Annotated in this window: 12 protein-coding genes; 11 read left to right on the top strand and 1 reads right to left on the bottom strand. The window is 67.6% G+C overall.

Annotated elements, in window-relative coordinates:
* Positions 1–164 precede the first annotated feature (164 nt).
* Together DLJ49_RS19815 and DLJ49_RS19820 are read left to right on the top strand one after the other, a co-directional pair.
* Positions 165–1,052 carry a hypothetical protein gene (locus tag DLJ49_RS19815; RefSeq protein ID WP_199533459.1) on the top strand — a complete coding sequence of 296 codons (888 nt, stop codon included), beginning with the start codon at positions 165–167 and terminating at the stop codon, positions 1,050–1,052.
* Positions 1,027–1,971, top strand: coding sequence for a hypothetical protein (locus tag DLJ49_RS19820; RefSeq protein ID WP_115395252.1), 945 nt, complete (start codon positions 1,027–1,029; stop codon positions 1,969–1,971). Before DLJ49_RS19815 ends, DLJ49_RS19820 begins: the two co-directional genes overlap by 26 nt.
* Positions 1,972–2,299: 328 nt before the next feature.
* Here DLJ49_RS19820 and DLJ49_RS19825 read toward each other — a convergent pair whose 3' ends face one another.
* Positions 2,300–3,982, bottom strand: a complete 1,683-nt coding sequence (locus DLJ49_RS19825) for a BCCT family transporter (protein ID WP_115395253.1) — start codon at positions 3,980–3,982, stop codon at positions 2,300–2,302.
* Between the two features lie 425 nt (positions 3,983–4,407).
* On the opposite strand from DLJ49_RS19825, the gene DLJ49_RS19830 reads away from it, so the two are divergent.
* The 9 genes from DLJ49_RS19830 to DLJ49_RS19870 all read left to right on the top strand — a co-directional run bounded on the left by DLJ49_RS19830 (position 4,408) and on the right by DLJ49_RS19870 (position 12,722).
* On the top strand, positions 4,408–4,617 hold the full coding sequence (locus tag DLJ49_RS19830) for a helix-turn-helix transcriptional regulator (RefSeq protein ID WP_115395254.1): 210 nt from the start codon (positions 4,408–4,410) through the stop codon (positions 4,615–4,617).
* Between the two features lie 11 nt (positions 4,618–4,628).
* The gene (locus DLJ49_RS19835; protein WP_115395255.1) at positions 4,629–5,117 is read left to right on the top strand and encodes a hypothetical protein; all 489 of its coding nucleotides are present in this window, start codon (positions 4,629–4,631) and stop codon (positions 5,115–5,117) included.
* On the top strand, positions 5,114–6,016 hold the full coding sequence (locus tag DLJ49_RS19840; protein ID WP_115395256.1) for an ATP-binding protein: 903 nt from the start codon (positions 5,114–5,116) through the stop codon (positions 6,014–6,016). Before DLJ49_RS19835 ends, DLJ49_RS19840 begins: the two co-directional genes overlap by 4 nt.
* Positions 6,017–6,039: 23 nt before the next feature.
* Entirely contained in the window at positions 6,040–6,636 is a 597-nt protein-coding gene (locus tag DLJ49_RS19845; RefSeq protein ID WP_115395257.1) for a hypothetical protein, read from the top strand.
* Between the two features lie 12 nt (positions 6,637–6,648).
* Entirely contained in the window at positions 6,649–8,334 is a 1,686-nt protein-coding gene (locus tag DLJ49_RS19850) for a DEAD/DEAH box helicase (protein WP_115395258.1), read from the top strand.
* Positions 8,335–8,541: 207 nt separating this feature from the next.
* Positions 8,542–8,748, top strand: a complete 207-nt coding sequence (locus DLJ49_RS19855; protein WP_115395261.1) for a DUF6511 domain-containing protein — start codon at positions 8,542–8,544, stop codon at positions 8,746–8,748.
* Positions 8,748–9,515, top strand: coding sequence for a PD-(D/E)XK nuclease family protein (locus DLJ49_RS19860; protein WP_115395259.1), 768 nt, complete (start codon positions 8,748–8,750; stop codon positions 9,513–9,515). The genes DLJ49_RS19855 and DLJ49_RS19860 overlap by 1 nt, the downstream gene beginning before the upstream one ends.
* The gene (locus DLJ49_RS19865) at positions 9,512–11,785 is read left to right on the top strand and encodes an AAA family ATPase (protein ID WP_115395260.1); all 2,274 of its coding nucleotides are present in this window, start codon (positions 9,512–9,514) and stop codon (positions 11,783–11,785) included. The genes DLJ49_RS19860 and DLJ49_RS19865 overlap by 4 nt, the downstream gene beginning before the upstream one ends.
* 445 nt (positions 11,786–12,230) lie before the next feature.
* Entirely contained in the window at positions 12,231–12,722 is a 492-nt protein-coding gene (locus DLJ49_RS19870) for a hypothetical protein (protein ID WP_115395262.1), read from the top strand.
* The last annotated feature ends 556 nt before the right edge of the window (positions 12,723–13,278 follow it).

Here is a 13,278-nt window from a genome sequence, read left to right on the forward strand (position 1 = left end):
CCGGCTGTAGCGTTTCACCCATGGCGTGCTCCGAGGGCTGCTGTCGGACTTGGTGTAGCAACTTGATTCTACAGAGCTTTCGCGGGCACGCCAGCCATTACCCCCGATTTCGATGAATAAGGCGGGTCGACGGTCTCGCCAACCCGCATGCCCGGTCGCTCTGGATGTTCATCAATGCGCCCGACCGGTTCCGCCATGCCGAAGAGGTCCGCTTTACCGAGGACCGGCGGCGGGGGCGCATGTGGGCGGGCTACATGAGCGAGGCCGGCCGGGATGTGCCCCGCGACGCGGGCACGGTTCATGCGTTCGTCTCGGCGATCAAGGAGTACTCCGGCGCGGCGCATGTGCATGCCGACATCTTCGACCGGGTGCGGACCACGCATGAAGGCGACGAATGCGATCTCGTCCAGGTCACGATCTACCGCGAGGGGCGCCCGGACGATCTTCTGCGGTTCGACGACAAGGGGGCGCTCGTCCGGCAGGCCTATCGCCCGGTGTTCGAGGCGGCCATCACCTACGAGCCGGCGACCGGCGGGCTCGAGGTGGTCGCGAACGACAAGGCGACCCGCCTGGAGATCGCGAAGTCCGCGGTTACGCATCTGCTCGGCATCGAGTTCAAGGAGAATCGTCTGCCGCTCAGGTGCTACGACCTGTCCGTGCTGCTCACGCCGTACGATTTCCCGGCCGACGAGGAAGACGGGATCGAGGACGTGGAGGTGCGCGAGCTTCGGCTCATGCCGATCGACGACAGCAGCCGCCGCGTGACGCTCGAGAACATGGCACGGGCGGACGGCACGATCTGGTCGATGGCCGACGAGATGTTCGGGGACCGCACGCCCCTGCGCGACGGTTTCGTGGTGACCCGAGCGAAGCTCGCGGTAAAGCTCGCCCGCCGTCCCGGCGGGGACCGGCGGCGTACGCTGACCCTGACCATCACCTGGCCGCATGGCTGCGACCTGAAGGATCGCACCGCGACCGAGCAGATGATCGGCGAGAAATACCTGCGCCGCTGGGGGATCCTGGTCGATGACCCGCAGCTCCTCGAGGATTGATCCCGCTGCCCGCCGCCTGCTCTCGTCCATCGCCGGGACGCGCGACGGGCGGGTTTCGGCCATGGCCCTCGCGCACAAGAGCGGCGCCGGGCGGCAGCTGATCGACGCCGGTCTTCTGGTGCGACGCGGCAGCACCATGGCGACCGTCGCCGATGACGATCTGGACGACAGCCCGGTCGCCGTCATGGCCCACCCCATCACCGGGCACCAGGGCCATCTCGGAAACATTGCATGGCAGGACGAAGAGGATAGCGCATTTCGCCGGGTCTATGTGCTGGACATGGTCAGTGCGGCGAAGAGGGCGTTGGGCCAGATCGACTGCTCGCTTGGCCAGGAGCCGGTGCCCTACCTCGATGGCGCGGTGCTGGATTTCGGCACGGCTCGTCTGCCGAGGCGCAGGGCGCGTGTCGGGCTCTGGGTTGCGCGAGGGCTGTCGACGCCACAGGCTTTCGAGGAGTTCCGCCAGCACGTCGAGCGCCGTCCCTCCGAGGGCCTTCGCGTGGTCATCGACCTCGACACCCAGGAACAGCGTCGCGCGCCCTTCCTGAAGGGCCATGAACTCGTCGCCCTGTCCGATGTGGTCGATCACGATTATGGACTCGCCGTCGCTCCGGACATCCTGGCGGCGCGGCTGATAAAAGGGCCGGACGACACGGGCCCGGTGTGGGTATCGGGTGACGGCAGCGTCCTGAGCGTCCATGGCGTGTTGCACGAGTTCACGGGCGGAAAGCAGAAGGTCGCCGTGGCAATGCTTGCGGGCGCATGGCTTGCCGGCGACCCCTTTCTGCCCGTCGCCCGCGTGCTCGAGGAGGCCGATTGCAGGGCGTCCGTGAAGCGGTTGAAGGACCTCTTCGGCGGCCATCCCACCTGGCGCGAGGTGATCAGGGAAAGCGGAACGAGTTGCTGGCTGGAGGTGTGAGGCGCCAAGATAGCGGAGGCATCGAATAGGCAACCTGCACTGCCAACGAGACCGCGGAGCTTCCGGCAGGGAAGGGCAAAGGCGGTCGTCTGGAGCGCATCCCATCGACGGCCGCTCAGCGGCCAAAGCCACCTGATGCAGAGGCAGCGAAAACCGCCTGCACACCGACGCTCTTGGGCGTCCGCTGACGAATTTTCCGGAGGGATTGGCACCGGTCGAATTGCTGGGGCCGTGAGGCGAGCGCCCGGTCAGCTGAAGTTGCAAGAACTGCGCTGTCATCCTTGAGAAGGCGATAAAGAGCGGGGAATTTATCCGGGGCGTCAGATTTTCAGTTGCTGGCGCTGTTCTCTTCCGAGCTTGGCAAGGTCATCGGCTCAGAGCCTTCGGGAACTGTTGGATGAACTTCGGCCTCGGCTTGCTCAGCTGCCATGCGTTCGGATTCCCGCAGCAGCAGGCGTTCGATCCGCCGCTCGAGCACCTGCGCCTTCTCGTCGCGCGCCGCGATCTCCTGCGAAAGATCAAGGTACAGCGAGACCGCGATCAGGATCATCAGCAGCATGAACGGGAAGGCTGCGATGATCGAAACCGTCCGCAGGCTCTCCAGACCGCCGGTCATCAGCAGCACCACCACCATCAGCAGCTGCAGGCAGCCCCAGAGGACCCGGACCGCGCGTGTGGGATTGAGTACGCCCTTCGAGGTGAACATGCCGAGCACGAATGTGGCCGAGTCGGCCGAGGTCACGAGGAACATGCCAACGAGGATGATGGATGCGACCGTGAGCACCCCGCTGCCGGGCAACTGGTCGAGCAGGGCGTAGAGCCCGGCCGGGACCTCGGCCGCCACGGCATCAGCGATGCCGGCGTTCTCGAAGATCTCGAACTGGACGGCCGCGCCGCCGAAGGTCGCAAACCACAGCATGCTCAGCGCCACCGGGACGATCATTACGCCGAGGACGAATTCGCGAATGGTCCGCCCGCGCGAGATCCGGGCGATGAAGCTGCCGACGAAGGGCGCCCAGCTCAAGCCCCAGGCCCAGTAGAACATGGTCCATTGCTCAACCCACGCCCCGTTCGAATAGGGCGAGGTGACAAGGCTCATCTGGATCACGTTACCCAGGTATTCGCCGAGGGTCTGGGTGAGGACCCCGAAGATGAAGGATGTCGGCCCCAAGAGGAGGACCGATCCGAGAAGGGCTGCCGCGAGGGCCATGTTGGCATTGCTCAGCAGCCTTATGCCGCGGTCGAGCGGGGTCATGGCCGACAGCATGAACAGGCCCCCGATGACGGCAAGGATCACCAATTGTGCCGGGAAGCCGTAGGGCACACCGGTCAGCTGTGCGACTCCGCTGTTTACCTGCAGTGCACCAAGCCCCAGCGTCGTGGCCACGCCGAATACAGTCGAGACGACTGTCAGCACGTCGATGGCCTTGCCCCAGCCGGTATCCACGCGGGGTCCCAAAAGAGGGCGGAAGGTTTCGCTTATGAGGCCATGGCTCTTGTGGCGAAACCGGACATACGCGAGGGCGAGCCCCACCAGAGCAAAAGTCGCCCATTGGTGCAGCCCCCAGTGAAAGAAGGCATAGAGCATGCCGGTTTGTGCCGCCTCGGCCGTTCGCGGCAACCCGATGCCGAGCGGTGGGGCGTTGAAGTGCATCATCGGCTCGGCGACGCCCCAGAACACGAGCCCCACGCCCATGCCGCCCGAAAAGATCATCGCGAGCCAGCTTGGAAACGAGAATTCGGGCCGCTCGTCCGGGGCGCCCAGTCTTATGGTCCCGATCCGCGACAGGCCAAGGAACAGCACGAAGAAAACGAACCCGCTCATCACCAGAAGGTACATCCAGCCGACGTTCGTCGCCGTGGCATGGAGTACCGCTTGCGCGGCGCGCTCCACTGGCCCCGGCGCAATCGCGGCCGCGAGGACGAAGACTACGACGATCGCGACCGACACGCGAAAAACTGCGCCGACATCTCCGAGGATAGGTGTTCTTGAGCTGACAGGCTGGCTCATCCATTTTTCCCTTTTGGTATCATAGCCTAATCGGCATCCCGATGGCTGTCGAACCTTCAAGGGCTCAGCGAAGCTCCGCCCTGGCATGGGGCGGTTTATTGGGGACTCGATCTCGCTTCTCGCGTCGGTCAACACGACCGGCGGCTCCCGGCCGCTCGGAACGTAGCAAGTGGCCTCGGTTGGTGGTGTCGCCCTCAAACTCCAAGAGCAGTTTGGGCTCGATGCGCTTGTCGACGATCACCGCGTAGCCATCGCCATGGTGCGTCCCAGGGCATGAAGCGCCGCCCTCCGGGGGCGGCTTTTTTCGTTCTAGGCCGCCGGATCGGCATTCCTCCCGTCTCCGCTCCCTGGTTCCTCCCGCTGCCCTCCCGGGCGCTCCCCCAGTCTCCTTCGCAGGCATTCGGCCAAACGCGAAGGAGACGCAGATGTCAGTCACACACCTCAACCAGGTCGAGCTGGCGGCTCGATGGAAGATCAGCCCGCGCACGCTTGAGCGCTGGCGTTGGACGGGCGACGGGCCCGCCTTCATCAAGATTGGCGGGCGGGTCGTGTACCGGCTCGAGGACGTCGAGACCTACGAGCGCACGCAGCTGCGCGCCAGCACCGCTGACACCACCCCCAAGCCCGCGGCGTGAGGGAGGTGATCATGACCATTCCCAACACCATCACGCTCGACGCGCTACGGCACATGGCCGTCGGCGACATCGCGGCGCTTCCCGCGGAGGAGCTCGCGCGCCTGCAGGCTGACGCCGATGCGGCGCTCCGCGACGCGAAGAGCCTGCGCGACTGGCTCGATGGGGCCATTGCGCTCAAGTACGGCGACCGGGCCGCGCAGGCCCGGCATGAGGCCGGCAAGGATACCGGGACCGTGCGCTTCGCCGACGGTCCGGTCACCGTGGTCACGGACCTCCCGAAGCGCGTCGACTGGGACCAGGACAAGCTTGCGGAGCTCGTGGAGCGGATCCGGGCCGAGGGGGATGATCCCGACGCCTATGTCGATGTCAGCCTGAAGGTGCCCGAGCGGAAATACACCGCCTGGCCGCCGGCGATCCGCAGCGCGTTCGAGACTGCGCGCACGGTCCGCACCGGCAAGCCGACCTTCCGGCTGGTCCGCGACGGGGAGGCGCCGGCATGAGCCTTCCAATCATCAGCGCCGATGCGCGGCTCGCGGAGCCGCGCGGCATCAAGGGCTGCATCTTCGGCAAGTCGGGCATCGGCAAGACGACGCTCCTCTGGACGCTCGACGCGCAGTCCACGCTCTTCATGGATCTCGAAGCCGGCGATCTGGCGATCGAGGGCTGGCAGGGCGACACGATCCGGCCGCGCACCTGGACCGAGTGCCGGGACTTCGCCGTGTTCATTGGCTGGCCCAACCCCGCGCTCCGGGACGACCAGTCCTACAGCGCGGCCCACTACGAGGCGGTCTGCGCGAAATTCGGCGATCCAGCCGCGCTGGAGCGCTACGACACGATCTTCGTGGACTCGATCACCGTGGCGGGGCGGCTCTGCTTCGGCTGGTGCAAGGGCCAGCCGGAGGCGCATTCGGAAAAGACCGGCAAACCGGACGTCCGGGGCGCCTACGGGCTGCATGGCCGCGAGATGATCAGCTGGCTCACGCACCTGCAGCACACGCGGGCCAAGAGCGTCTGGCTCGTGGGGATCCTCGACGAGCGGCTCGACGACTTCAACCGGCGGTACTTCGTGCCGCAGATCGACGGCTCCAAGACCGGGCTCGAGCTGCCGGGGATCGTCGATGAGGTCATCACGATGGCCGAGCTCAGCGACGGTGAGCCGGGCCAGGGACCGGTCCGGGGGACCGGTACCCCGGCGAACGGTGCGCCGTACCGGGCCTTCGTCTGCCAGACGCTCAACCCCTGGGGCTATCCGGCCAAGGACAGATCGGGGCGTCTCGACCAGCTCGAGGAGCCGCATCTCGGCCGGCTGATGGAGAAGATCCGCCAGCCCGCGCCGCCCGCCTCCGAGCGCCTGACCTTCGCGCCGCCCGCGGCCGCACCCGCCCAATCAGACACCTGAACAGACCAGAAAGGACCATCGCCATGTCCGGTTCGTGGAACGATTTCAACGACGCCCAGAACAACGCCAACCTCATCCCCAAGGGCACGCTGGCCAAGGTGCGCCTGACCCTCCGCCCGGGCGGCTACGACGACCCGGCCCAGGGCTGGACCGGCGGCTACGCCACGCGCGGCACCACCGGTTCGGTCTATCTCTCGGGCGAGTTCACCGTGCTCGAGGGGCCCTATGCCCGGCGCAAGGTGTTCAGCCTGATCGGGCTCTACAGCCCCAACGGGCCGAACTGGGCCAACATGGGCCGCAGCCTGGTGCGCGGCATTCTCAACTCCGCGCGCGGGATCTCCGACAAGGATACCTCGCCGGAGGCGCAGGCCGCGCGGCGCATCAATGGCTTCGCCGATCTCGACGGGCTGGAGTTCATCGCGCGGATCGACATCGGCACCGACACAAACGGTGACGACAAGAACGAGATCCGCGGGGCCATCACGCCCGACCACAAGGACTATGCGAGCTTGATGGGGGCGACGCCGCGCCCGGCGCCCGCACCCTCGGCGGGGGCACAGCCCGCTGCCGCCCCGCACCCCTCGGCTGGCGCCCCCGGGCGGCCGTCCTGGGCGCAGTGAGGGGGATCGGCCATGCTGCTTCGCCCCCGCCAGAAACAGTTCGTCGAGCGCAGCCTGTCTGCGCTCGAGACCCACGGCAATGCGCTCGGCGTCGCGCCCACCGGCGCCGGCAAGACGATCATGCTCTCCGCCGTCGCCGGGCGCGCGGTGGGCGGCAGCGACGCCAAGGCCTGCGTGCTCGCCCATCGCGATGAGCTGACGAGCCAGAACCGGGCCAAGTTCGCGCGGATCAATCCGGAGATCACGACCTCCGTCGTCGATGCCCGGGAGAAGGTTTGGAACGGTCAGGTCACATTCGCCATGGTCCCCACGCTCGCGCGGACCGGCAATCTGGACGCGCTGCCGGCTCTCGATCTGCTGGTGATCGACGAGGCCCACCATGCGGCCGCGGAGAGTTACCGCCGGATCATCGACCGCGCGCGCGACCGCAATCCGGACTGCCGGGTCTACGGCGTGACGGCCACGCCGAACCGCGGCGACCGCAAGGCGCTGCGCCCGGTCTTCTCCAACGTCGCCGACCAGATCCGGATCGGCGAGCTGATCGCCTCCGGCCATCTCGTCCCGCCGCGGACCTTCGTGATCGATGTCGGCGTGCAGGAGGAGCTCGGGCAGGTCCGCAAGTCCGTCGACGACTTCGACATGGAGGCGGTCGATGCGATCATGAACCGCGCGCTCGTCACCGAGGCGGTGATCCGGCACTGGAAGGAGAAGGCGGGCGACCGCCAGACGGTCGTGTTCTGCTCGACGGTGGATCACGCGCGCAACGTGGCTGCGGCCTTCGCGGCGGCCGGGGCGCCGTCCGGGCTCGTCCATGGCGACATGAGCGCCGGCGAACGGCGCGCGACGCTCGCGGCCTATGCCTCCGGCGAGGTGCAGGTCATCGTCAATGTCGCGGTGCTGACCGAGGGCTGGGATCACCCGCCGACCTCCTGCGTCGTTCTGCTGCGGCCCAGCTCCTACAAGTCGACGATGATCCAGATGGTCGGCCGCGGCCTGCGCACCGTGGACCCGGCCGAACATCCCGGCGTCGTCAAGACCGACTGCATCGTCCTGGATTTCGGGACATCGACGCTGATGCATGGGGCGTTGGAACAGGACGTCGACCTCGACGGGCGCGAGGCGACGGGCGACGCCCCCACGAAGGAGTGCCCCGACTGCGGCGCGCAGGTGCCGATCGCCACGATGGAGTGTCCGCTTTGCGGGTATCTCTGGGAGCGAGAGGCGGACGATGACGGCGATCCGCTCGGCGCCTTCGTGATGTCCGAGATCGATCTGCTCAAGCGCTCGAGCTTTCGCTGGGTGGATCTCTTCGGTGACGACGGCGCGCTCATGGCGGGCGGGTTCAGCGCCTGGGGCGGCGTCTTCTTCCTCAACGGGCGCTGGTACGCGGTCGGCGGCGTGCACCGCGAACGCCCGCGGCTGCTCGCCGTGGGCGAGCGCACCGTCTGCCTCGCGGCGGCCGATGACTGGCTCAACGAGCACGAGAGCGACGAGAGCGCCCACAAGACCCGCCGCTGGCTGAACCAGCCGCCGACCGACAAGCAGCTCGCCTGGCTCCCGGCCGAGTACCGGCAGGATTTCGGGCTCACGCGCTATCAGGCCTCGGCGCTGCTCTCCTTCCGCTTCAACCGCTCGGCGATCCGCGCGCTCGTGTTCGGTGCGGACGGCGAGGCCGACACCGTCGGGAGGGCGGCATGAACCATGGCCTCGAATTCCCGTCTTTCCGCCTCGGAGCGGCATCGGCTCTGGCATCCGCGCGGCACGCTCTGTGCCGTCTGTGCGCAGCTCCCGCATGGCTTTGGCTGGCGCGATCCGTTGCGCTCCAAGCGGCCCCGACCCTCGGTCTGGTTCTGCTCGATGGCCTGCCAGAGCGACTGGACGCGCCGGGCGCGCGCGGGTGTCGGCATGGTTGATCTCACCGAAGAGGAACGCGCCGCGGTCACCGCCACGATGCAGCGGGTGGCGCTGCTGATGGATGAGATCGGCTGGGGCACGCAGCTCGCCGAACTGACCGAGGCGCAGGTACGCGCACTGATCGAGGGGGCCGTCGAGGGCTTCCGCGAGGCCATGGCCGACCAGGCCCGGGCCAATGCGCCGGAGGTGCCGTTCTGATGCTGGATTACAACCACCGCCCCGGCATCGCCGAGCGCATCAACGCGGCCGTGGACGCGGCCCTCGAAGCGGAGCGCGCGACCACGCCGCCGCGCGACTACCTCGGCGGCTCGCGTCTGGGCCATCCCTGCGAACGCGCGCTGCAGTTCGAGTTCGCGGGCGCGCCGAAGGACGAGGGCCAGGACTTTTCCGGCCGGTCGCTGAGGATCTTCGCGATCGGACACGCGCTAGAAGATCTCGCCATCCGCTGGCTGCGGGCGGCCGGGCTCGATCTCTACACCCGGAAGGGCAATCGGCCCGACGGGGAGCAGTTCGGCTTCTCGGTCGCGGGCGGTCGCATCCGCGGCCATGTCGACGGGATCGTCGCCGAGGCCCCGGCGGCGCTGGGGCTGCGCACCCCGGCGCTCTGGGAATGCAAGACCATGAACGCGAAGAACTGGCGCGAGACGGTGGCCAGGGGCGTGACCGTCGCCAAGCCGGTCTACGCCGCCCAGATCGCGCTCTACCAGGCGTACATGGAAGCGACCGTGCCGGGCATCTCGGCCAACCCGGCGCTCTTCACCGCGATCAACAAGGACACGGCCGAGCTGCACCACGAGCTCGTGCCCTTCGATGCCGACCTCGCGCAGCGCATGTCGGATCGCGGCGTGCGGATCCTGCGGGCGACCGATGCCGGCGAGCTGCTGCCGCGCATCGCGCGGACGCGGGATTTCCACGAGTGCCGGTTCTGCCCGTGGGCTGAGCGCTGCTGGAGCCAGCCGGCATGACCGACGAGTCGATCATCCATTTCAACCCGTGGCGCGACTTCAACGACGCCACGCCTGCGCCGGATGCGTTCGGAATCGAGCCAGACCCCGAGCAGATCGCGACGTTCCTCGATGTCGTCTTCGGCTACTGCGACGGGCTGATCCCGGTTCGCGGGTTTGTCGATAAGGGGCAGGGCTTCGACGGCCGGCCGCACAACATCTGGATCGCGGCGGACGGCGCGGCGCCGGAGAGGATGACGACCTTCGCCGGTTGGGCCTGGCGGGAGGGTGCCGCCGTCTACGTGATCCCCGGTACCGTGTGCGAGCAGGGCGAGGCGCGCGCCGCCGATGTCGTGCAGATGCAGACCGTCGTCGTCGATCTCGACACCGGCGACATTCCCGCCAAGCTCGCGCATCTGCGCCATCATCTCGGCCGGCCGACACTCATCGTCGAGAGCGGCGGGCGCACGCCCGAGGGGCGCGACAAGCTTCATGTCTGGTGGCGGCTGACCGAACCGGCCGAGGGCGCGGATCTGGACGAGGTGTGCCGCCTGCGCGGCGAGATCGCGGCCCGGGTCGGCGGCGACACGCATTTCCGCTCGGCGCATCAGCCCATCCGCGTCGCCGGCAGCGTCTACCACAAGGGCGGGTTCCAGCGACTCGTCCGCATCGCGGAGCAGTCCGATCTCGAGGTCGACCTGGCCGAGTTCGCTGATGCGGTGGCGACCATGCCGTTCATGGACACCGTCGCGGGAACCGCTGCGGCGCCGAGCGACAAGCCCGCCCTCGACGCGGTCCTCAAGAGCCCTGTCCGCGCGGCGGGAGTGGATGACTGGACCCGGTTTCAGGGCGCGAGCGCGGCGATCGGCCATTTCCTGCGGCTGGTGCATGAGGGGCGGCTCTCGGGGCCCGAGGGCTGGGAGGCAATTTGCGGCTACAACGCCGCGATGCTGCGCCCGTCCTGGCCGCTGGACCGGCTCGCGCGCGAGACCGAGCGGCTCTGGGCGCTGCATATCGAGCGCAACGGCCCGCCGCAGGCCGCGCGGCCCGCCCCGCTGGTCGAGGCCTTCACGCTGGGCGCGCTGCTCGACGACACCAGCCCGATGCCCGAGGACATCATCGCCCCGCGCGTGCTGACGCCTGGGGGCCTGATGGTGCTGGGCGGCGCGCCGAAGGTCGGCAAGAGCGACTTCCTGATCTCCTGGCTGGTCCACATGGCGGCTGGCGCGCCGTTCCTCGGGTTCGCGCCGCCCCGGCCGCTGCGTGTGTTCTACCTGCAGGCCGAGATCCAGTATCATTACCTGCGCGAGCGCCTGCAGGCGCTGCGCCTAGACCCGCATCTGCTCGCCGCGGCGCGCGACGGGTTCGTTGCCACGCCGAAGCTGAAGCTCCTGCTCGATGCCAATGGCCTGCCGCGGGTGATCGAAGCGGTGCGCGGGGCATTCGCCGATCCGCCGGTGGACATCCTCTGCATCGATCCCATCCGCAACCTCTTCGACGGCGGCGCGGATGGCGGCGGCGAGAACGACAACGCCGCGATGATGTTCTTCCTGCAGGAGCGGGTCGAGCCGCTGCGCGAGGCGGTCAACCCCGACTGCGGCGTGATCCTGGCCCACCATACGCGCAAGCTCGGCAAGACCCAGCTGCGGGAGGACCCGTTCCTGGCGCTCTCCGGGGCGAGCGCGCTGCGCGGGTTCTACACCTCCGGTCTGATCCTGCACCGCCCGGACGAGGAGCGCCCCGAGCGGCGCCTCGAGATCGAGCTGCGCAACGGGCCCGCGCTGCCCGCAAAGCTGATCGACAAGCGCGACGGCGGATGGGTGGAGCTCGACCCCTCCGGCGAGCGCATCGTGCGCCGCGATTTCGGGGAGAAGCTCGACGCCGAGCGTCTGCGCAAGCGCGACGTGATCCTCCAGCTCCTGCTCGACGAGGCCGCGCGCGGGAAGCTCTATACCGCGCTGAGCTTCGCCGAGAGCTACGAGAACAGGGCGGGGCTGGGCGGCAAGGACACGATCCGCGACCGCATCGGCGTGCTGGCCACGAAGGGCGACATCAAGTTCGTCCGCGACGGCAGCCCGTTCGGCTTGCCGCGCTCCACCTCCCGGTTCGGCTATCTCTGCGTCGAGGGCATGCTGTTCCCGACCGGCGAGGAAGAGGTCGACCCCGAGACCGGAGAAGTCCGGCCGGCGCGCATTCCCGTCCTGCCCAGCACCTACAAGTGCCCGCAGAGCGGCGCCGCGCTGCCCGTCGAGAACCCCGCCGTCTGGGTCTATCCGGAGGTCGAGGCATGACGGACAGGCCCCGCGCAGAACCACGCAGCTTCAAGTTGGGACAGTTGGGAAAGCCGTTCCCAACTGCTTGCGCACCGGCCCGCGCGGCTTCGGCGCGGCACGCAGGTTCAAGTTGGGAAGGGTTTTCCCAACTCCCTGCGCGCCATTGCGATGGCGCCCGCCCGACTGCGCAGCTTCAAGTTGGGACGGCGCCGGCGCCCAGCGGGCTTCCCAACTTCGAATTCCTCAATTCTCGCAGGCTCTTACGGGTCATCCGAAGTTGTGGGGGTGAAAGCCACCCCCTTCGGGGGTGGGGAGAACGCCGCAAGGCGGGTTCTCCACTCCCACCCCCGGGGGCTTTGCGCGCGCGTGCTGCCGTTGCCCCCCATCCACCCCGTCCATCGCAAGGGAGATCGTCGCCATGACCATTTCAACATCTGCAACCGCCGTCACCGACGGCCGGCCGATGCGCCCCGTCCAGTCGACCTCCGGGCGCCCCCTGCTGGCGCTCGACCTTGGCACCACGACGGGATGGGCGCTGCGGGACGCGGACGGGATGATCCTGAGCGGCACGGCCAGCTTCCGCCCCGGCCGCTTCGACGGCGGCGGGATGCGATACCTGCGCTTCACCAACTGGCTCTCGGAGTTCGACCGCCTGAGCGGGCCGATGGCCAGCATCTGGTTCGAGGAGGTTCGCCGCCATGCGGCGACCGATGCCGCCCATGTCTATGGCGGGCTCATGGCCACGCTGAGCGCGTGGGCCGAGCTGCGCGGCGTGCCCTATCAGGGCGTTCCCGTCGGCACCATCAAGCGTCACGCCACCGGCAAGGGCAACGCCAGCAAGGCAGCGATGATCGCGGCGGCGCGGGCCCGCGGCTTCTCGCCGGCCGACGACAACGAGGCCGACGCCATCGCGATCCTGCTCTGGGCGATCGAGACGGAAGGAGGCGTGCAATGAGGTGCCGCCACGGCTTCCGCCTAATCCAGATGTCAAAGCAAGATCGTCACTCCGTAAGACTTATAGATTCAGGTGCATCAATTCTGGTATTTCTCATGAATTCTTTGAGTGAAGCCAGAAAAATCTGGGAACATAGAGAGGCTGTCTATACCAGAAAAATCAAGCATTTCTCTGATCTCCGGGAGCGCCTTGGGGAGAATTCGAACCTGCCGAACGTGAGACCGATATATAGCATCCAGAGGTCGAGTGTCGTTGCCATGTACTGTGAAGAAGCCACGCTGCGCACGGATCCTTGGCGTGATCTTGGGTGGCCGAAAGGGCATCGGGGCACCATACGGCCACCCGAAGTTCGACACCTCCCGGGGGGATTTGTGAGTTCTGCGAGAGGCCGGTGGGGGGATTTCAAGGGGTTAGGTTGCGAGAGGGTGATGAAGTGCGGATGTAGTGTCGTCACACGTTTGGTGAAAATGCAGCATTGATACATGACGATGGGGCGACTACTGTCGCCACATCATGTATACGCGCATCACGAAGAGCGGCGGGCGGCAGTATCTTC

This window comes from Rhodovulum sp. 12E13, assembly GCF_003340565.1.
Lineage (GTDB): Bacteria > Pseudomonadota > Alphaproteobacteria > Rhodobacterales > Rhodobacteraceae > HLUCCA09.

Coding starts and splice junctions, on each gene's coding strand:
- DLJ49_RS19815 (WP_199533459.1), top strand. CDS start 165: ATGTTCATCAATGCGCCCGACCGGTTCCGCCATGCCGAAGAGGTCCGC.
- DLJ49_RS19820 (WP_115395252.1), top strand. CDS start 1,027: ATGACCCGCAGCTCCTCGAGGATTGATCCCGCTGCCCGCCGCCTGCTC.
- DLJ49_RS19825 (WP_115395253.1), bottom strand. CDS start 3,982: ATGAGCCAGCCTGTCAGCTCAAGAACACCTATCCTCGGAGATGTCGGC.
- DLJ49_RS19830 (WP_115395254.1), top strand. CDS start 4,408: ATGTCAGTCACACACCTCAACCAGGTCGAGCTGGCGGCTCGATGGAAG.
- DLJ49_RS19835 (WP_115395255.1), top strand. CDS start 4,629: ATGACCATTCCCAACACCATCACGCTCGACGCGCTACGGCACATGGCC.
- DLJ49_RS19840 (WP_115395256.1), top strand. CDS start 5,114: ATGAGCCTTCCAATCATCAGCGCCGATGCGCGGCTCGCGGAGCCGCGC.
- DLJ49_RS19845 (WP_115395257.1), top strand. CDS start 6,040: ATGTCCGGTTCGTGGAACGATTTCAACGACGCCCAGAACAACGCCAAC.
- DLJ49_RS19850 (WP_115395258.1), top strand. CDS start 6,649: ATGCTGCTTCGCCCCCGCCAGAAACAGTTCGTCGAGCGCAGCCTGTCT.
- DLJ49_RS19855 (WP_115395261.1), top strand. CDS start 8,542: ATGGTTGATCTCACCGAAGAGGAACGCGCCGCGGTCACCGCCACGATG.
- DLJ49_RS19860 (WP_115395259.1), top strand. CDS start 8,748: ATGCTGGATTACAACCACCGCCCCGGCATCGCCGAGCGCATCAACGCG.
- DLJ49_RS19865 (WP_115395260.1), top strand. CDS start 9,512: ATGACCGACGAGTCGATCATCCATTTCAACCCGTGGCGCGACTTCAAC.
- DLJ49_RS19870 (WP_115395262.1), top strand. CDS start 12,231: ATGCGCCCCGTCCAGTCGACCTCCGGGCGCCCCCTGCTGGCGCTCGAC.